The 19,058-nt window shown below is 71.6% G+C and carries 15 protein-coding genes; 7 read left to right on the forward strand and 8 right to left on the reverse strand.

Translation table 11 applies throughout. From position 1 onward, the window contains the following. Nucleotides 1–249 precede the first annotated feature (249 nt). The gene (locus C8E87_RS40095) at nucleotides 250–3,039 is read left to right on the forward strand and encodes a glycoside hydrolase family 3 protein (RefSeq protein WP_133878561.1); all 2,790 of its coding nucleotides are present in this window, start codon (nucleotides 250–252) and stop codon (nucleotides 3,037–3,039) included. Between the two features lie 122 nt (nucleotides 3,040–3,161). Next, nucleotides 3,162–3,401: a hypothetical protein gene (locus C8E87_RS40100; RefSeq protein WP_133878562.1), complete on the forward strand. Its 240-nt coding sequence runs from the start codon at nucleotides 3,162–3,164 to the stop codon at nucleotides 3,399–3,401. Here the strand turns inward: C8E87_RS40100 and C8E87_RS40105 are convergent. Beyond that, entirely contained in the window at nucleotides 3,321–4,277 is a 957-nt protein-coding gene (locus C8E87_RS40105) for a hypothetical protein (protein ID WP_133878563.1), read from the reverse strand. The two genes, C8E87_RS40100 and C8E87_RS40105, sit on opposite strands and share 81 nt — an antisense overlap. 300 nt (nucleotides 4,278–4,577) lie before the next feature. Here C8E87_RS40105 and C8E87_RS40110 point away from each other — a divergent pair, with 300 nt between their 5' ends. Further along, nucleotides 4,578–5,525 carry a hypothetical protein gene (locus C8E87_RS40110; RefSeq protein WP_133878564.1) on the forward strand — a complete coding sequence of 316 codons (948 nt, stop codon included), beginning with the start codon at nucleotides 4,578–4,580 and terminating at the stop codon, nucleotides 5,523–5,525. Nucleotides 5,526–5,545: 20 nt separating this feature from the next. Continuing rightward, nucleotides 5,546–7,351: a caspase family protein gene (locus tag C8E87_RS40115; RefSeq protein ID WP_133878565.1), complete on the forward strand. Its 1,806-nt coding sequence runs from the start codon at nucleotides 5,546–5,548 to the stop codon at nucleotides 7,349–7,351. Nucleotides 7,352–7,397: 46 nt separating this feature from the next. Here the strand turns inward: C8E87_RS40115 and C8E87_RS40120 are convergent, their stop codons facing one another. The 7 genes from C8E87_RS40120 to C8E87_RS40145 form a co-directional block, all read right to left on the reverse strand. Continuing rightward, on the reverse strand, nucleotides 7,398–8,528 hold the full coding sequence (locus C8E87_RS40120; protein ID WP_203720534.1) for a hypothetical protein: 1,131 nt from the start codon (nucleotides 8,526–8,528) through the stop codon (nucleotides 7,398–7,400). Nucleotides 8,529–8,647: 119 nt separating this feature from the next. Then, on the reverse strand, nucleotides 8,648–8,794 hold the full coding sequence (locus C8E87_RS44080) for a hypothetical protein (RefSeq protein ID WP_166661437.1): 147 nt from the start codon (nucleotides 8,792–8,794) through the stop codon (nucleotides 8,648–8,650). Nucleotides 8,795–8,865: 71 nt separating this feature from the next. Then, nucleotides 8,866–9,900 carry a glycoside hydrolase family 6 protein gene (locus C8E87_RS40125; RefSeq protein ID WP_133878566.1) on the reverse strand — a complete coding sequence of 345 codons (1,035 nt, stop codon included), beginning with the start codon at nucleotides 9,898–9,900 and terminating at the stop codon, nucleotides 8,866–8,868. Then, a complete protein-coding gene (glxA, locus tag C8E87_RS40130; protein WP_133878567.1) occupies nucleotides 9,900–11,846 on the reverse strand; it encodes a radical copper oxidase GlxA in 1,947 nt (648 codons plus the stop codon). Before glxA ends, C8E87_RS40125 begins: the two co-directional genes overlap by 1 nt. After that, a complete protein-coding gene (locus tag C8E87_RS40135; protein WP_239080045.1) occupies nucleotides 11,843–13,537 on the reverse strand; it encodes a glycosyltransferase family 2 protein in 1,695 nt (564 codons plus the stop codon). The genes glxA and C8E87_RS40135 overlap by 4 nt, the downstream gene beginning before the upstream one ends. Before the next feature lie 275 nt (nucleotides 13,538–13,812). Continuing rightward, nucleotides 13,813–15,075 carry a PQQ-dependent sugar dehydrogenase gene (locus C8E87_RS40140; RefSeq protein WP_133878569.1) on the reverse strand — a complete coding sequence of 421 codons (1,263 nt, stop codon included), beginning with the start codon at nucleotides 15,073–15,075 and terminating at the stop codon, nucleotides 13,813–13,815. 10 nt (nucleotides 15,076–15,085) lie between these two features. Beyond that, nucleotides 15,086–15,526, reverse strand: coding sequence for an Lrp/AsnC family transcriptional regulator (locus C8E87_RS40145; protein ID WP_133878570.1), 441 nt, complete (start codon nucleotides 15,524–15,526; stop codon nucleotides 15,086–15,088). A 131-nt stretch (nucleotides 15,527–15,657) separates the two neighbouring features. On the opposite strand from C8E87_RS40145, the gene C8E87_RS40150 reads away from it, so the two are divergent. From C8E87_RS40150 to C8E87_RS40160, 3 genes are read left to right on the forward strand one after another with little or no spacing between them, the layout of a single operon-like run. Continuing rightward, nucleotides 15,658–16,740, forward strand: coding sequence for a thiamine pyrophosphate-dependent enzyme (locus tag C8E87_RS40150; RefSeq protein WP_133878571.1), 1,083 nt, complete (start codon nucleotides 15,658–15,660; stop codon nucleotides 16,738–16,740). After that, a complete protein-coding gene (locus C8E87_RS40155) occupies nucleotides 16,737–17,720 on the forward strand; it encodes an alpha-ketoacid dehydrogenase subunit beta (protein WP_133878572.1) in 984 nt (327 codons plus the stop codon). The genes C8E87_RS40150 and C8E87_RS40155 overlap by 4 nt, the downstream gene beginning before the upstream one ends. Beyond that, a complete protein-coding gene (locus C8E87_RS40160) occupies nucleotides 17,717–19,042 on the forward strand; it encodes a dihydrolipoamide acetyltransferase family protein (protein WP_133878573.1) in 1,326 nt (441 codons plus the stop codon). The genes C8E87_RS40155 and C8E87_RS40160 overlap by 4 nt, the downstream gene beginning before the upstream one ends. The last annotated feature ends 16 nt before the right edge of the window (nucleotides 19,043–19,058 follow it).

Genomic DNA, 19,058 nt, shown 5'->3' on the forward strand with positions numbered 1-19,058 from the left:
GAAGCGGCCGAGAACGGGCCGGCAAGCACCGCACGGCAACGGCGTACCCGGCGACGGACCACAGGTAAACGCTTTCCCCCAGCGGGAACGGCAACGCCGGGATCGAGGGTGATCTCTTGACGGCCAGGCAGGGCTCGGGTAGACAGTTCGTCAATTCGCTGAAACACGGACGACATGTTCGCCGCCCCGTGTCGAAGCGCTTCGAGGGCTCGACCGAAGCGCTTCGACGAACGACCGGATGTGACCCCCATGAGCGAGACGACCCCGCTGTTCCGCCGCCACGACGCGCCGCTCGCCGAGCGCGTCGACGACCTTCTCGGCCGGCTCACGCTGCCCGAGAAGGTGGCGATGCTGCACCAGCACCAGCCCGCGATCGACCGCCTCGGCATCGCCGCGTTCACGACCGGGACGGAGGCGCTGCACGGCCTGGCCTGGCTCGGCAAGGCCACGGTCTTCCCGCAGGCGATCGGGCTGGCCACCAGCTGGGACCTCGACCTCGTACGCCGGGTCGGCGCGGCCACCGGCACCGAGGTCCGCGTCTCCCACCAGCGGGGCCACATCCCCGCGTACGAGGAGGAACCGCAGCCGACGGGCCGAGCCGGGCTCAACGTCTGGGCCCCCGTGGTGAACCCGCTGCGCGACCCCCGCTGGGGACGCAACGAGGAGGGTTACGCCGAGGACCCGTACCTGACCGGCCTGATGGGCGACGCGTACGCGCGAGGACTGGCCGGCGACCACCCCCGCGTGCTGCGCACCGCCCCGACGCTCAAGCATTTCCTCGGCTACAACAACGAGACCGACCGCTGCCTGACCTCGAGCAACCTGAGCCCGCGGGTGCTGCGCGAGTACGAGCTCCCCGCCTACCGCACGGCGGTCGAACGCGGCTCCGCGGTGGCCGTGATGGCCTCGTACAACCTGGTCAACGGCCGCCCCGCGCACGTCTCCCCCTACCTGGAGGACGAGCTGCGCACGTGGACCGGCGACGAGATCTTCGTGGTGTCCGACGCGTACGCCCCGACCAATCTGGCCGACCCGATGCAGCAGGCCTGGTTCCCCGATCACGCCGAGAGTCACGCGGCGGCCCTGCGGGCGGGCATCGACAGCTTCACCGACGCGGACCGGCGCAGCGACGTCACCGTCGAGCGGATCACCGAGGCGCTGCGCCGCGAGCTGATCAAGGAGGAGGACGTCGACCGGGCCGTGCGGCGGGCGCTGACGGTCCGCGTACGGCTGGGCGAGTTCGACCCGCCAGAGCAGAACCCGTACGCGGATGCCCACATCAACAAAGACGAGCACATCGAACTGGCCCGGGAGGCCGCCCGCGAGTCGATCACCCTGCTCAAGTCGGAGTGCTGCCTGCTTCCGCTCGACCCGGCGCGGCATCGTACGGTCGCGGTCGTCGGCTCCCACGCCGATCGCGCCTTCACCGATTGGTACAGCGGTTCCTTCCCGTACGCGGTGACCCCGCGCGCCGGCCTGGCCGAGGTGCTGCCGCAGGTGGTGCACGCCGAGGGCGCCGACCGCATCGCGCTGCGTCTGGGAGCGCTGCACCTGGCCGCCGACGAGCACGGCGTACGACTGACCCGGGAACCCGCCGCGTTCGACGTCTTCGACTGGGGAAACGGCGTGGTGACCCTGCGCTCCACGCTCAACGGCAGGTTCCTCCGCGCCCGCGACGGCAAACTGGCCGCCGACTCCCCCGGCCCGTCCGAGTGGGTCGTGCACGAGATGTTCCGGATCGATCGCCGCCCCGACGGCTCGGTCGCGTTGCGCACGCACAGCTCCCCCGGCAACCCGGACCGCGGCGCCGTGACCGCGCAGCTCACGCTCGGCCCGCGGGCGGCCCGGTTCACGCTCGAGACCGTCGTCGACGGCGCTTGCGACGCGGCCGACCTGGCGGCGACCGCCGACGCCGTGATCGTGGTGGTCGGCAACCATCCGCTGGTCAACGGGCGCGAGACCGAGGACCGTACGGACCTGGAACTGCCCGCGGCGCAGGACAGGCTGGTGCGGGAGGTGTACGCGGCCAACCGGAACACCGCGCTCGTGCTGGTCTCCAGTTACCCGTACGCGATCGGGTGGGCCGACACGCACCTGCCGGCGGTGCTGTGGATGTCGCACGGCGGCCAGGAGCTGGGTCACGCGCTGGCCGACGTGCTCACCGGGCGCGCCGACCCGGGCGGACGGCTCACCCAGACGTGGTACCGCAGCGCCTGCGAGCTGCCGGACATCCTCGACTACGACATCATCACCAACGACGCCACCTACCAGTACTACCGCGGCACGCCCCTCTACCCGTTCGGCCACGGCCTCTCGTACGCGTCGTTCGACTACTCCAACCTCGACATCTCGCACACGTCAGCGGCCCCGGGCGACCGGGTCACCGTCACGGCGTGGGTCACCAACATCGGCAGGCGCGCGGGCAGCGAGGTGGTGCAGCTCTACACGCATCAGCAGGTGTCGCGGGTGAAGCAGCCGCTGCGCCGGTTGCGGGCCTTCGAGAAGGTGCGCCTCGAGCCGGGCGAGTCGCGGCTGGTGAGCTTCGAGCTGGACGTTTCCGGCCTGGCGTTCTGGGACGTGACGTCGAACCGGTTCGTGGTCGAGACGGCCCGCCACAAGATCCTGGTCGGGCGCTCGGCCAGCGACATCAGGCTCACCGGCACCCTGCCCGTGCGGGGCAGCCGGGTCGGGGCGCAGCGGGCCGCCGACCGGACGATCCGGGCCGGCGATCACGACGAGTACAGCGGCATCACGCTGGTGGCGACCGGTGATCCCGTACGGGGTGAGGCCGTTCGCGCCACCGAGGACGGCGCCTGGTGCTGTCTCAACGGCACGGACCTTTCCGGCGTACGGGAGGTGGCCGTGGACGGCGACGGGCCGCCGGTGACGCTGCGGCTCGACGACCCGTACGCGGGTGGGGAATTCGCCCTGGTCACGCCCGGTTCGTCGGTGGCCGTGCCGGAGACCGAGGGCGTGCACGACCTTTACCTCGCCATGGACGCCGGGAGCCGGATCAGCGCGATAACGTTCCGCTCCTGACACCACCCCGCCCCTGCCGTCCGCCAGTTCTGAATGTCCTCGACGGCAGGAGAAGGGGCGATGATGAGACACCGATCGCGGCGGCTGGTTGATAATCGACGCATGATCATGAGGGATGTGCCGTGCCGAGCGGCGGGGTAGGCCACGTCGTGGAGCTCACGCCGGAGCAGCAGGAGCAGTTGCGGCAACTCCTGGAACAGGAGTTGCGTGACGCGCTGAAGAGCCACGAGCCGGCGGCGGCCGCCGAGGTGCTCGCCGAGCGCCGCCGGGCTCTGGAACAGCTAGCCGGCGGGACCGAGCACGATCCGCAGGACCCGCTCGACCAGGGCCTCGAAGGCGACGGCATCGTCGAGCAGCACTGACACCCGCTCCGCACGTCCGGATCCCTCCCCCGGGGCCAGGCCGATCTCGTCGGCGCCGGTCCCGTCCAGGAACAGGCGCCGGAGCACCTCCCTCACCGTGGCTGCGGCGTCCTCGCCCCGCCCCAGCCCCGCCCGGATGGCCTCGACGGCCACCGTGGCCAGCTCACCCACCCGCGCGTCCTCGGCCTCCCCCGGATCGCCCGGCGGCAGCGGACGCGGGTCACCGACCCCCTCGCCGGGGCACCCGCCGACCGGCGCGGTCTTGTGCCCGAGCGGCGTCTCGATGTGCCGGTGATACCACTCCGGGCGCTCGCGCATCGCCACGAGCACCTTGTCGATGTCGGTCAGGACCTCGGCCGCCGTGATCCCCTGCCGGGCGGCCCAGCTGTCCACCGGCCACAGTGTGACGCCCACCCCGCCCGGCATGCCGGCCCACTCCTGGATTCTCAGCGCGAGCGCGCACAGCCACGGGTCGCGGCCCAGCGCCCGGCTGAGCCACTCGGTCGGGCGGGGGCGCTGCAGGGCGCCCACCCGGCTCCGCCGGGCCCGGTACGCGTCGATGGCGATCTTCGGCGCCCACCGGGCCGTCCAGTCCTCCAGGTCGCCGACCTCGTCGGTGATGCTGAGCATGCGCTCGACCACGGCTTCGAGATCGTCGTGGAACCCGTCGAGGCAGCACTCCCCGAGGTGGCGGAACCCGCGGGCGCATCCGTGATGGCCCCGCTTGCGGGCGACCGGGCGGTAGGCCACGTCGAACACGATGGGGTGGGCGAGCTTGTACGCGGCCGGTCGCAGCAGGATACGCTCGGCCGCGGGCAGGCGTCCCAGCTCGCCGTGGGCGGCCAGGTCGCGGAGACGCGCGATGTCGTCGGTCACTGCTGCCCCCGGCAGAGTGACTTACGGTGTGGCGGTGAAGTCACCACGACTTCACTCGTTGTATATGTCTGCCCCCAGAACATCCGGTAATGATGTCCGCGCCCTGAGCCGGATCGAGGCCGTTCAGTGGCCGTTTTTCTGGCCCGCGACTGGCCACCTCGACATAACTCCCCGTAGCGATCCGGAACGTTACCGACCGGTTCCGGCGACGGGTTCGCGACTGGGCAGTCGCGAACGGCCTGAATCCGGCGCTACTTTCTGTCTGTAGTGATACGACGACGGACGGTACAGAGGAGCCTCATGTCCCCCGACTCCGATCTGTCCAAGGAGCTGCAGAGCCTGCGCAGCCGCCAGGGTGTCTACCGCCCCGGTCTCTACGCCCACCTGGGCCTGCGGATCCGCCGGCTGTCCGGGCTCATGACGAAGCAGAACGACACCAAGACCCGTACGGCCGTCGAGAAGTGGCTGACCGACCTGGCCGGCACGTTGCAGCCCGACCAGCGGGAAGCGGTGCTGGTGTCGTTCGCGATCGGGCGTGACCACCGGCTGGACACTCTGGACGCCCGGATCGGCCAGCTGGCCGGCATGCGCAACGTCGCCCACCGGACGGCCCGGCGGCAGGCCGACGCGGCGCTGGACGCCCTCGTCGCAGCCATCGAGGACCTGCAGCCGGACGAGGCCGCGAGCAACGGGTGCGGCTGGCGGGTGTCCTCCCTGTCGTCGCTGTTCCGGCTGGACACCCCCACCCCCGAGCTGTACGAGCTCCGCACGATCGTTGCCACCCGCGAGATCGACCGGATCGAGGTGCGGTTCACGCTGCCGCCCACCCCGCCCGGGGTCGGCGAGCCGGTCGTCGCCGCCCTGTTCGGCGCCCAGGTGCGGCAGAACCGGCGGGTGGACGGCAGCCCGAGCCGCCTGATCACACTGGACCTGCCCCACCCGCTGACCGCCGACGAGAAACACGAGCTCTGGCTGCACGTGGTGCTGCCGCCGGACCAGCCGACCCGGCCGCACTACGCGATCGTGCCGCTCGCCCCGTGCGACTTCGGCAGCGTACGGGTGCGGTTCGCCCCCGACCGGCAGCCGGCGGAGGTGTGGGTGCTCGACGAGGTGGCGTACCCGGACCTGGACGCCCGCAAGACCAGCCGCAGGACGGTCACGCCGAACGCGCACGGCGAGGTGTCGCTCGAGTTCCGCAGCCTGCACGAGGGTCACGCGTACGGGGTCGCCTGGACGCCGGGAAGCTGAGCGGTCCGTCAGAAAGGGGCATGCGAAACCTGTACGCCCTCCTGGTCGGCATCGACCGCTACCGGACGGTGCCCGGACTGTCGGGCTGTGTCCGCGACGTTCTCGACGCCCGCGCCCATCTGGGGTCCACCACGGCGCCCGGCACCGAGCTGGTCCTCAAGGTGCTGCTGAACGAGCAGGCCACCCGCGCCGCGGTGGTCGACGGGATCGTGAAGCACCTGGGCCAGGCCGGGCCGGACGACGTCGCGCTGTTCTGGTTCGCCGGGCACGGCTCCGAATGGCCCGCCCCGCCCTGGGCCGAGCCGTTCGAGCCGACCGGCACGATCCAGACCCTGGTGTGCGCGGACAGCCGTACGGGTGACGTCCCCGACCTGTGGGACAAGGAGCTGTCGCTGCTGCTGGACGACGTGAGCGACCGCGCCGGGCACGTGACCGTCGTGCTGGACAGCTGCCACTCCGACGGCGCCACCCGCGAACTGAGAGAACGGGAACCGGCCGTACGCACGAGGTCGGCGCCGCCACCGGACAGCACGCCCGCGCTGGACGCCCTGCGCCCCCGGCTCGAGGAGCGGCTGCGGGCCGGCAACCCGGCCCAGCACGTCGTCCTGGCCGCCTGCCGGTCCTTCGAGGCCGCCGAGGAACGGACCCTGGACCGCGAGCGCCGCGGCGTCTTCACCTGGTCGCTGCTGCGCGCGATGCGGCGGCTCGGCCCCGGCGCCACCTACACCGACCTGCTGCTGGCCGCGCGCACCGAGGTCGAGATGCACTCCTGCACGCAGACGCCGCAGGCCCGGCCGCGCGCCTCACGCCTGCTCGACCAGCCGTTCCTGGGCGGGGCGGTCCAGCCGGCCGACCGCAACATCCGCATGCGCCGGGCGCCGGAGGGCTGGGTGATCGACGCCGGGGCGCTGCACGGCCTGCCGGTCGGGGACGGCCTGCGCGTGGGTGTGCGCGGACGGCCGGGCGAGCAGGCGGCCGTGGTCGAGGTCCGGGCGACGGACAGCCGGGTCGAGCCGGTCGCCGGCTGGGCGCCGGACGAGCGTACGCCGTACCCGATGGTGGTCACGTCGGTGCCGACTCCGCCGATCACGGTGACGGTCGACGACGAGCAGCTGGGCAAGACGCTGGGGCGGTCGCTGGACGTACGGGTGGTGGATTCCGCTCATGTTCCGGACCTGCGGGCCGGCTACGACGACGGCGAGCTGACGGTGGCCGACCAGCACGGCGAGCAACTGCTGCAGCAGGAGTACGACGTCGAGGAGGCGGCCACGGCGATCGAGCACATCGGCCGGTGGTTGCAGGTGTGGCACCGGCGCAACGACGCGAGCGCGCTGGGTTCCCCCGTACGGGTGGAAGTGCTCTCGGCGTCCGACGGCCGGCTGCTGGAACGGGACGCGTCGGGCGAGTACGTCGTCCGCTACGCCGGCGGCAAGCCGCCGGAGATCCTCATCCGGTTGCGCAACACCGCCGACCGGCCGCTCTACTGCGCGCTGCTCGACCTGACGCCGCGTTTCAAGGTGGACCCGGTCCTGTTCCCGGGTGACTTCGTCGCCGCCGGCCGGGTGGGTCACTGCCTGAACGGGCGGCGGATCAAGGCGTACCTGCCACCGGGCGTCCCCGTGGCGGCGGGGGCGGCGGTGAAGGACCGGCTGAAACTGTTCGTGGCCGAGGAGCAGTTCGGGGTCGAGCCGTTCGTGATGCCGGCGCTGCCCGCCACGTTCGGCGTGCGGGGCGGCGTGCGCCGCGACCTCGCGGACGCGGCTCTGCCGGCGGGCCACGACTGGACGACCGACGAGGTGTCGCTGCGCATCGAAGTCCCGCGGTGACCGCTACGGATCAGGGAGCCCACCATGGAGTCGCACCGCTGAGCAGCTACCTGCCGGGCTCGTTCTTGTCTTTGCCCGGCTCGTCCAGGATGGTCAGCGCGGCCGACACGATCGCCTTGAGGCGGCGCTGGTCGGACAGGGCGCCGGTGACGCCGCGGAGCGGGTCGGCGCCGCCGTGCGGGGCCTGGTCGAGCGTGCCGGTGAACACGCCGCCGAACACCGTGCGCACGACCTCGACGACCGCGTCCTGGGCCGGCTGGCCCCGCCCGATGCGGTCGCCGATGGCGCGGACGGCGTCCCCGGCCAGGCGGCGCAGCTCGGACTCGACCCGGTCGTCGGGCTCGCCGAGACCCAGCGGGGCTACCGGTTCCCCGTACGGGTCGGTGGCCATCGCCACGACGGGCGCCTGCTTCGCACCGAGCGGGCGCTCCACGAACGAGGCGTACCAGTCGGGGCGCCGCCGCATGACCGCGAGCACCTGGTCGATCTCGCGCCGCACGGTCGCCGGGTCGCTGCCGGTCCAGTCGCCGGTGCACGCGGCACGCGTCTGCGCCCACGACTCGAGCGGCCACAGTTCGTGGCCCGCGGTGCCGCTGACGCCGACCCAGACCAGGATGTCGACGGCCAGAGTGGTCAGCCATTTGTCCTGGCCCAGCCCGTCGGCGAGCCACCCGGGCAGCCGGGGCCGCTGCAGCGCGCCGCGTTCACCCCGGCGCCGCCGGTGGGCGTTGACGGTGGCCGCGCCGACCCGGGTCGCGACCCAGGCCTCAAGCTGACGGATCGGCCGGTCGGCGTGGGCCAGCAGGTCGTCGACGACCGCCTCGACGTCGTCGTGGAAGCGGTCCAGGCACTCGTCGGCCAGGTTCTCCACCGCCGCGGCGCAGGCCGCGTGGCCGCGCTGCCGCTCGAACCGGCGGGTCACCCGCATGAAGACGATGGGCCAGACCATGGTGTACGCCGCGCCGGTCAGCTCGGCCCGCTCGGGACCACCTCCCGCGGCGACGGAGGCCAGCCGTCCGGTGGCGGCCAGGTCACGCAGCCGCTGCTCCGGCGTGACCGTTTCCGGCGGGGCCCAGACCGACCGGGACACGTAAAGCCCGGCCGCCTCCCCGTTCCTCGGACGGCGGCGCCGGGTGCTGGGATCGAGGTGCACCGTACGCGCGTTCGCAGTGCCCACCGAGGGCTCCTTTCGTCCGTGGCGATCGGTGGTTGAAGCCTCCTGCAAACACCCTCGGCCCTCCAGATCCCACGCTGGGTTAGGCCTCTTCGTGGTCCGATTCCGAACACTCAGGCGACCTATTCCGGGTTCGCCTGACCGTCCTGCCCAGCCAGGTCCACTCCGCCATTTCCCTCAGGCCGATCGGCCTGCGGCACGGCCGCCTGGGCGAGCACCCGTTCCGGGCGCTGGACGACCAGCATGAGCAACGAGCGGAACCAGCGCACCGACCCCTCGGCGGGACCGAGCCGCCGAACGAGGACCTGGCCGTCGGCGCTGCAATCGGCCGGACGGGGCGTCAGCCGCGGGCCAGTTCCAGGGCGTAGTCCGGCCACCACTGGCCCGCCGGCGGGGCGCCGCGGCCGCAGGCGCCGTCGGATTCGCCGGGGCGTTTGATCCACAGGTAGGCGTCGACGAGTTCGTGGCCGGTCTGCAGGGTGGGGACGTCGCCCAGGGCTCGGCCCGGCGGGTTGCACCAGTGGCCGTCGTGGTTCGTCTTCTTGGCCGGGCCGTTGCCGTTGCGGCTGGTGTCGATGACGAAGTGCGCGCCGCCCAGGCGTTTCGACAGCTTGGTTCCGTATTTGATGTTGGCGGCGGTGGTTTCGAAGTTGGCGACGTTGAGCGCGAAACCGTCGGCTCGCGCGACTCCGGCCTTCTGGAGCGCGTCGCCCATCCGGGCCGGGTCGGTGATCCAGCTCGGGTTGCCGCCGTCGAGATAGATCGTGAGCTGGGGGTTGGCCGCCAGGGTGTCGATCGCCTGGCCGAGCAGGCGGTAACGCTCGGTGCGTTCGGCGGCGCTCAGGCAGCCCTGCACGGCCTGGGCCACCGCGTCGGGTTCGACGATCACGACGGCCCGCTGCCCGGCGATGGCGGCGGCGATCGACGCGACCCACGACGAGTACTCGGCCGGGGTCGCCGCGCCGCCGCCGGAGTGGCTGCCGCAGTCGCGTTGCGGGATGCGGTACAGCGTCAGCACCGGCACCTTGCCCGCCGCCGCGGCCGCGGTGACCAGGTCGCGGGCGCGGGCGGCCGGGTCGGTGGTCTCGTCGGCGAACCAGGCCGCCACCGGCCGGTCGGCGATCTCGCGGATGAGCTTCGCGTCGGCCGTGCGCCCCGCGGCCTCGTACGCCTTGACCTGCTCGACGGCCGGGCCGGCCGGTTCGACGTAGAGGGCCGGCGGCCCGGCCGAAGGCGGCGACGACGGCGAAGCCACAGGATCGACAGGCCGGGAACGCAGCCAGACGGCCGCCAGCGCCGCGACCACCCCGAGCACGAGTACGAGCACGAGCACGACGACCAGCCCGCGCCGCCGCCCGACGCGATGACGAGCCACTACGCGACCCGCACCCACCGGGCGACCGAGGGCACGCCCTTGTCGTCGACGAGGAACAGCATGTACCAGCCGGACGGCACGAGTCCCTTCTGCTGCGGGATGGTGATGGCCAATCCGTCCTCCGTCGGCTTGATGTCGACGGCGACCGAACGCTGGTCGACGTCGACCACGTGGGTCACGGCGCTGGGCCGCATCAGACGGGCCCGCTGCACGTTCGTGCTGCCGGTGGTGAACGTTACCGTCGTGCCCCGCTGAACCGTGGTAGGCCCACCGGTGATGACCGGCCGCTCGCCCTGGAAGAGGTACGGCGGGCTGTAGACCTCGATCCGCTTCTCGAAGCTGCCCGGGTTCTTGCCGGTCTCGTCGTAGAGCGGGTCGCTGCCGAGGGTGATGACCCGGCCGTCGGGCAGCAGGATCGCCTCGGAGTGGTAGTTGCGGCCCACGCTCGACTCGGCCGCTGTCGCGAACGCGTTCGACGACGGCTGATAGATCTGCGAGTTGAAGAGATCGCTGCGCGGCTTCCCCCCGTACGGGCCCCCGCGGTAACCGGAGGAGCCGCCGGTGGTGAAGACCGTGTCGTCGGGCAGCAGCACGGTGCTCAGATACCGGGCCGGCTGGGGCAGGTCGGGTCCGGGCTCGTAGATCGGGATCGACGCGTCGAGGTCGGCGATCGCCGTACGGGTGGTGGAGATCGGCGATTCGCCCACCTCGCCGCCGCCGAAGAGCATGACCTTCTGCTCCTGGGCCGGGGCGAGCAGCACCGACGAGCTCGTCTCGGTCAGCCTCGGTTGTTCGAGGCCGGGCACCACCTCGAAGGTGTTGTCCTCGAGGTTCCAGAGCCCGGGGGTACGTCCCTCGGTGTCGCTGCCGTAGCCCGAGTTGGAGCCGGAGAAGAACAGGCGGTCGTCGGCCATCAGGTGCAGCGCCGGATAGGTCGGGAAGTAGCGCTTGAGCTCGGGCGCGGCCACCCATTTCTGCTGGGCGCGCAGGTACTTCTCGTTGTCGCCGGGCAGGATGCGGCCGAACTCGTCGAGCCCGGACACGGCGAGGACGTCGCCGTCGGGCAACTCGGCCAGGGTCGGGTACCAGCGGCTCTTGACCATGTCGCCGGTGCGGATGTACTTCTCGGCGACCGGGTCGAACTCGTACGAGGTGTTGTCCCCGCCGTACTCCTGCTTCTCCCGCGTGATCTTGTCGGAGACGCCGTACAGGTTGTTCTTGTCCACGCCGGTCAGGCCCTGGATGGCGTACTGGGCGGGCTTGTCGACGACGGCGGCGTTGCCGGGCAGCATCGCGTCGACCCACACCTCGGCCTCGCCGGCGTGCTGCATCGGGACGCCGGCGTGGACCATCTGCACCGCGGCGGGCACGGTGACGTCCTCGCGGGTCTCGTAGACGAAACCGGTCGACGACTCGAGGCGGGTGCCCTTGGGGAACGTACGGGGTCCTGCCGTTGCCGACTCGTTCTTGATCTTCATGACGCCGGCCGCGTTGGTGATGTCGCCCTCGAGCACCTCGTAGCTCTTGGTGCCGCCGGCGATGAGCAGGTTGCCGTTGGGCAGGAAGGTGTGCCCGGCGCAGAAGACGTCGGTGGGCGTGGGCACCTCGGTGAAGTCGTCGCCGCGGGGGTCGTACAGAATCGTGCGGAACGTGCCCGCCTCGAAGTTCTCCCGGTTGTTGCCGCTGCCCGCGATGATCAGCACCTTTCCGGTGTTGAGCAGCGCGGCGTGGATGGCGTTGACCTCGAAACCGGCCGGCACGGGCAGGCGCGACCAGTGGCCGTGCCGCTCCTTGTAGGACTGCCGGTTGATCGAATACGTGTGCAGGGCGTCGGCGCCGAACGCGACCATGGGCCGGTTGACCACCACGACCACCGACAGGACGGCGAGGGCGACCAGGCCGCTGCCCAGTCGTCGAGCGAGCGTCGGGCGGGGGCGGGGCTTCATGCGTACGTCTCCACGGGTTCTTCGATTTTCGCAAGGGGGGTGACGGGGACCGGCCGGCGTCTCGCGGCGAGCCGGAGGACGGGCGGCGTGAGGCAGATGACGACGTTGAGGGCGGGCCACAGCCACATGAACCCGTCGACGTGCCCGGCGAACGGCGCGGCGATCAGCAGGACGGCGTAGAACGCGGCCCAGCGCAACCCGTGCTTGAACGTCGTGACCCGGTCCGGGCTGGCCGACTCGCCCTTGGGGGTGACCACGAAGCGGGCGGGCCGGCGCAGCACCGCCGACACGAACGCGGACACGTAGACCGGCGTCGACAGCGTCGAGACGAGCATTCCGGCCAGGCCCGACGAGCCCGCCTCCTCGTGCGGGCTGACGTTGTGCCGGCGGTTCCACAGGTAGAGCAGGAACTGGAAGAGCGCGGCGTCGACGTACAGCATCAGCCAGACCTGCTGCGGCACCTGCACGCCCTTGGCGCCGAGCAGCAGATAGCAGGTGGCGTTGATCGCGCCCAGCAGCCAGGCCAGCGCGGTCAGCGGGTAGTACGACATGAGCAGCCCGTAGAAGAGCGTGCGGCGGGCGCCGAGCCGCCGGGCGGTCGGCCAGAACTTGGTCACGGCCACCTCGTCGGTGCCGCGTGACCACCGGTACTGCTGGCTGAAGTAGTCGGTCCACGACGACGGGCCCTCGCCCACGGCCAGCACGTCCGGGGTGTAGACGGAACGCCAGCCGGCGGAGTGCAGGGCGAGGCTGGTCGCCATGTCCTCGGTGATCGAGTCCTGGATGCCGCCGATCTCGCGCAGGGCCTGAATCCGTACGGCGTTGTTGGTGCCCACCAGCATGGCCGCGCCGAACCGGTTGCCGGCCCGCTGCAGCAGCGAGTGGAACAGGTACTGCTGCGACTCGGCCCAGCGGGTCACCACGTTGTCGTAGTTGCCGTAGATCTGCGGCCCGACGACGAACGCCACCTTCGGGTCGTGGAAGTAGCCCAGCAGCCGCTCGCAGAAGTTGGGCAGCGGCACGTGGTCGGGGTCGACCGAGACGAACACGTCGTAGTCGTCGCCGTGGACCTCGACCCACGAGTTGTAGTTGCCGTGCTTGGTCCTGGCCTTGAACGCGCCCGATCCGGTGTTGAACTCGGCCCGCCCCTTGCGGGTGAAGTGCCGCACCTCGAGGCGCTCGCACATGGCCTTGACCTCGTCGTCGTCGCCCTCGTCGAGCAGCCAGACGTCGTACGGGCCCGGGTGGCGCACCTTCGTGGCGGCGGCCAGGGTGCGCTCGACCATGGCGATCGGCTCCTTGCCGGGCACGATCGTGGTCAGGAACGCGACGCGCAGCTCAGGGTCGGGCGTGAGCGGCTGGGGGTCGCGGGCCCAGATCGTGGCCAGGCACAGCGTGACCACGTTGACCAGGCGGAACACCTCGATCAGCAGGGTCGCGACGATCATGAACCAGGTCGCGGCGTGCAGGGCCGGGTGCAGCGCGCGGTCGGGCACCGCGACCGAGCTGAGCAGCCAGGCGACGAAGGTGGCCTCGAACGCGAACGCGAACACGGTGATCGCCACGTTGCCGACCGGCCGGCGGCCCCGCAGGCGCCGCATGGCGGTCGGCCCGGGCTCGTCGGGCGGGGGCACAGCCGGCCCGGCGAGGCCGCTGTAGGCGTCGTAGTCGTACGGGGGCGCGGGGATCACGAGCTTCCTCGTCCTCTCGACGACAATGACCCTCCGTAATTTCGACCGACATCGTCCCGCAACCCGGCCGAAATAACTGTGTGTCATTGCCGCAACGTGCTACTGGCGTCTGACCAGCGTCAATAGTGAACGCAGATGTAACTGGCTGTCGCACAGTAACGAGGAGCGGAGAAGCGCGTGGACCGCTGTGATCAACTTCACGGTTACATTAAGTAATGTCGGGGAGCAAAGGGAAGGGCCGGGCATTTGCCGTGCCCGGCCCTGGCCTTCGCAGATCAGGACGAGGTGACGCGATAAATCACCCCGGCCAGGTCGTCACTGACGTAAATGCCGCCATCCGGACCCCGCACCGCCATCACCGGCCGGCCCCACCGCGATCCGTCCGTGCGCTGGAACCCGGTGAGCAACGTCTGCTGCGGGCCCAGCGTGCCGTCGCGCCACGCGAAGAACGAGACCTCGGGCGGCCGGGGCGGCCGGCGGTTCCAGGAGCCATGGATGCCGGCCAGCGCGCCGTCGCCGTACCCGCCCGGAAGGTCCGCGGCGAAGGACAGGCCCAGCGGCGCCGAGTGCGCGCCCATGCCCTGCTCGGACGGCTTGAGCCGGGAGCAGTCGAGCTTGTCGCCGTCCGGGTTGGTCTGCACGTCCCGGACGAACGGGCGGCCGGTGTAGCTGATCTCGCCGTTGCCCAGGTCGGGGTCGGGGTTGCAGTACGGCCAGCCCAGATCGCGGCCCGGGGTGAGCAATGCCAGCGGTTCGAGCGGGTGGTCGTTGACGTACGCCGTCTCGACCTCGCCGTTCTCCGGGTTCGCGATGTTGTCCCGGTGATTGACGGCCGTCCACACACCGCCGTCGGGGTCGATCGCGAGCCCGGTGCCGTTGCGGACGCCACGCGCGAACGTCTCGGCCGGTTTGCCCTTCTCGGCACGCAGGATCGACGCCCGTTCGGGCCGGGCGTCACGGTCCTCGGCCGAGATGTTGCCGGTCGAGCCGATCGAGACGTAGACCGAACCGTCCTTGCCCACGGCCACGCTCTTGAGCGCGTGCGCGTACTTGCCGCCCAGCTCGGGGCTCTTGTCGTCGGGCAGGTCGCCGATCACGACCCGCTTGCCGCCGGCCTCGCCCGCCGCGTACGCGTAAGCAACGACCTGATTGCTCTCGGCCACGTAGAGGGTGTCGCCCTCGAAGGCCAGCCCGTGCGGCTGGTTCAACCCCTCGACCAGTGGCCGCGACCGCCCCTGGGCATCGAGAACGAGCACGTCGCCCGACTCGGGGCGGGACACCAGCAGACGCTTGTCCGGCGTCCAGGCCAGCAGCCGCGCCCCCGGCACCCGCGCCCACACGCTGACCGTCCAGCCCGGCGGCGCCTGCACGGGATCGTTGCCGCCACCGCGTACCCGCGTCTCGACCAGGGCCGGCACCGTCGCGGCGGCCGACGCCGGCACCGTCTGCTTCGGCGCCGGGACCGGCTCGTCGGCCGAGCAGGCGGTCACGCCGGCCAGCAGCCCCGCGGCCACCGCCACTCGCACGATCGTTCTCATCCGCACTCCCTTACCCCGGTTCCGCCTCTTCGAAGACGAGCAGTGTCCGCGTGTTGACGACGCCCGGCATCCCCTGGATCTCGTCGAGCACCAGCCGGCCCAGCGCCGCGTTGTCCTCGGCGCGGACCAGCATGATCACGTCGAACTCGCCGCCGACCAGCGCGATGTGCACGACGCCGGGCAGCGCGCGCAGCCGCTCGGCCACGTCGCGCCACTCGGCCTGGTTCAGGTTCACCGTCACGTACGCCGTGGTCTGCAGACCCGCCGCAACCGGGTCTACGTCCGCGCGGAAGCCGCGGATCACTTTCGCCGTCCGGAGCCGTTCGACCCGGGCGTACGCGTTGGCGCGCGAGATGTGCAGCCGCTCGGCCAGCGTGCGCATCGAGAGCCGGCCGTCGCGGGTGAGCTCGGCCAGGATCTGCCGGTCGATGTCGTCCAGAGCACCGGCCACTTGTCTCCACCACCCGTCCCCAGCGCCTTGATCACTGGACGATCGGCATTCGCACGAGGCTAACCGACGTACATCTTCTCGGTTTTCCGGCAACGCTGGAATCCAAATGGCAACGCTACGAGCATGACGTCATGACAGGTGACGCACACCACCTTCTGCCCACCGGCAACCCCGTGACCCTGATCGGCGCCGACGGCCACCCCGTCGCCGACTCCGGCCGCGTCTTCCCGTCCGACGCCGAGCTGCGGCAGGCCCTGGCCGCCCTGATCGTCGCCCGCCGGCTCAACGATCAGGCGTACGCCCTCGTCCGGCAGGGCCGGCTGGCGGTCTACCCGTCCTCGCACGGGCAGGAGGCCTGCCAGGTCGCCGCCGCCCAGGTGCTCGACGACGGCGACTGGCTGTTCCCCACCTACCGCGACACCGTGGCCGTGGTCGGCCGCGGCGTCGACCCGGTCGAGGCGCTGACCCTGCTCAAAGGCGACTGGCACTGCGGCTGGGACCCGTACGAGCATCGGGTCGCCCCGCACGCCACACCCCTGGCCACCCAGCTTCCGCACGCGGTCGGGGTGGCCCACGCCGCCCGCCTGCGCGGCGAGCCGACCGTGGTGATGGCGTTGTGCGGAGACGGCGGCACCAGCGAGGGCGACTTCCACGAGGCGCTGAACTTCGCCGCCGTGCTCAAGGCGCCGGTGGTGTTCCTGATCCAGAACAACGAGTACGCGATCAGCGTGCCGCTCGCCCGGCAGACCGCCGCGCCGTCACTGGCGTACAAGGGCATCGGCTACGGCGTCCCCGGCGAACGGGTCGACGGCAACGACGTGGCCGCGCTGCTGACCGTGCTGGGTGAGGCGGTCGCGCGGGCCCGCGGAGGCGAGGGGCCGCAGCTGGTCGAGGCGCACACGTACCGGATGCACGCACACACCAACGCCGACGACGCCACCCGCTACCGCACGGACGCCGAGGTGGCGGCGTGGGTGGAACGGGATCCCGTCACCCGCCTCGAAAAACACCTCGCGCTGCCCGACACGGAGATGTCCGACATGCACGAGGAGGCCTCGCGGGTCGCGGCCCGGCTGCGCGACGGCCTCAACCAGGACATCACCCCCGAGCCGGCGCGGCTGTTCGAGCACGTCTACGCCACGCCGACACCGCAGCTGCGGGAACAACAGGCCCGGCTCGCCGACGAGCTCGCCCGGGAAGGAGCGGTGGCATGACGCACGAGAAGCTGACCATGGCGCAGGCGCTCAACCGGGCGCTGCGCGACGCCATGAGCGAGGACGACAGCGTGGTCGTGTTCGGCGAGGACGTCGGGCCGCTCGGCGGGGTCTTCCGCGTCACCGACGGGCTGACCGCCGAGTTCGGCGAGAACCGGTGCTTCGACACGCCGCTGGCCGAGTCCGGCATCGTCGGCGTGGCGGTCGGGATGGCGATGAACGGCATGCGCCCGGTCGTCGAGATGCAGTTCGACGCGTTCGCCTACCCCGCCTTCGAGCAGATCGTCAGCCACGTCGCGAAGATGCGCAACCGCACACTGGGCCGGGTCGCGCTGCCCCTGGTCATCAGGATCCCGTACGCCGGCGGCATCGGCGGCGTCGAGCACCACTGCGACTCGTCCGAGTCCTACTACGCCCACACGCCCGGCCTGCACGTGGTCGCGCCGGCGACGCCCGGGGACGCGTACGGGCTGCTGCGGGAGTCGATCGCCGCACCCGACCCGGTCGTGTTCCTGGAACCCAAGAAGCTGTACTGGGCCAAGGAGGAAGTCGCGCTGCGGCCGTCGGAGATGATCGGACGGGCGGTCGTGCGCCGCGAGGGCGCCGACGCGACGCTGATCGCGTACGGGCCCAGTGTGGCCGTGGCGCTCGAGGCGGCCGAGGTCGCCGACCGCGAAGGCCGCAGCCTGCAGGTGGTGGACCTGCGCTCGATCGTGCCGTTCGACGACGAAACGGTGTGCGCGGCGGTGCGCTCGACCGGGCGGGCCGTGGTGGTGGCCGAGGCGTCCGGGTTCGCCAGTGTCTCGTCCGAGATCGCCGCCCGGGTCACCGAACAGTGCTTCCACCACCTGGCAGCCCCGATCCGGCGGGTCACCGGGTTCGACATCCCGTACCCGCCGCCGAAGTACGAGCACCTGCACCTGCCCGGCGTCGACCGGGTGCTGGACGCCGTCGACGACCTGCAGTGGGAGGACTCGTGAGCGAGCAGGTCTTCACGCTGCCCGACCTGGGCGAGGGCCTGACCGAGGCCGAGGTCGTGCGGTGGCTCGTCGCCGAGGGCGAGAACGTGGCGGTGGACCAGCCCGTCGTCGAGGTGGAGACGGCCAAATCCCTGGTCGAGGTGCCCACCCCGTACGCGGGGAAGGTGTGCGCCCGCCACGCGCCGGAAGGTTCGGTCCTCGAAGTGGGCAAGCCGCTCCTGACGGTGTCGCTGGACGAGTCGGCGGGCGAGCAGTACCGCGCGGAGGAGCGGGCCGGGTCGGGCAACGTGCTGATCGGCTACGGAACGGCGGGCGCCTCGTCTGCTCCAGCGCGTCGCCGTCGCCCCCGTACGGGGCCGGCCGTGGTGAAGACCGCACCGGTCGAGCATCGGGTCCCGCGGGTGGTGTCGCCTCTGGTGCGGCGGCTGGCCCGTGAGGGCGGCGTGGACCTGCGATCCCTCGCCGGGAGCGGGGTGGACGGGCTGATCGTGCGCGCCGATGTGCAGCGGGCTCTGGCGGTCGGGACTCCGGCCCTCGCCCCGGCTCCGGGCTCAATTCCGGGCTCGGCTCCGGGCTCGATTCCGGGCTCGGCTCCGGGCTCGGCTCCGGGCTCGGCTCCGGGCTCGGCTCCGGGCTCGGCTCCGGGCTCGGCTCCGGGTGAGCGGCGGATCCCGTTCAGTGGCTTCCGCAAGGCCGTGTCGACGGCGCTGACCCGCAGCCGGGCCGAGATTCCCGAGGCCACGGTCTGGGTCGACGTCGACGCCACCCGGCTGTGGGAGCTGCGCGAAGCCACCCGGCCCGGCCCCGGGATCCTGGCCTACCTGGCCCGCTTCACGGTCGCGGCGCTGCGCGAATACCCGGTGCTCAACGCGAGGGTGGACACCGAACGGCAGGAGATCGTGCAGCTGGACCGCATCGATCTCGGCATCGCCGTACAGGGAAACCGGGGTTTGGTCGTGCCCGCGGTCACCGACGCCGGCGCCCTGACCACGGCGGGTCTCGACGCGGAGATCCGCCGGGTGACCGAAAGCGCGCGGCAGGGCACGGTGCTCGGCAACGGCACGTTCACGCTGAACAACTACGGCGGTTTCCGGGTCGACGGAAGCGCCGCCATCATCAACCACCCGCAGGTGGCGATCCTCGGTTTCGGCCGCATCCTCGACCGGCCCTGGGTCGTCGACGGGGCCATCCGCGTCCGGAAGATCACGCAGATGAGCTTCGTCTTCGACCACCGGGTATGCGACGGCGCCACGGCGGCGGGCTTCATGCGCAGCGTCGCCGACGCCATCGAGGACCCGGCCTCCGCCATCGCCCGCCTGTGACGGCGCCATTTCTCAG

It is taken from the genome of Paractinoplanes brasiliensis, assembly GCF_004362215.1.
Classification (GTDB): domain Bacteria; phylum Actinomycetota; class Actinomycetes; order Mycobacteriales; family Micromonosporaceae; genus Actinoplanes; species Actinoplanes brasiliensis.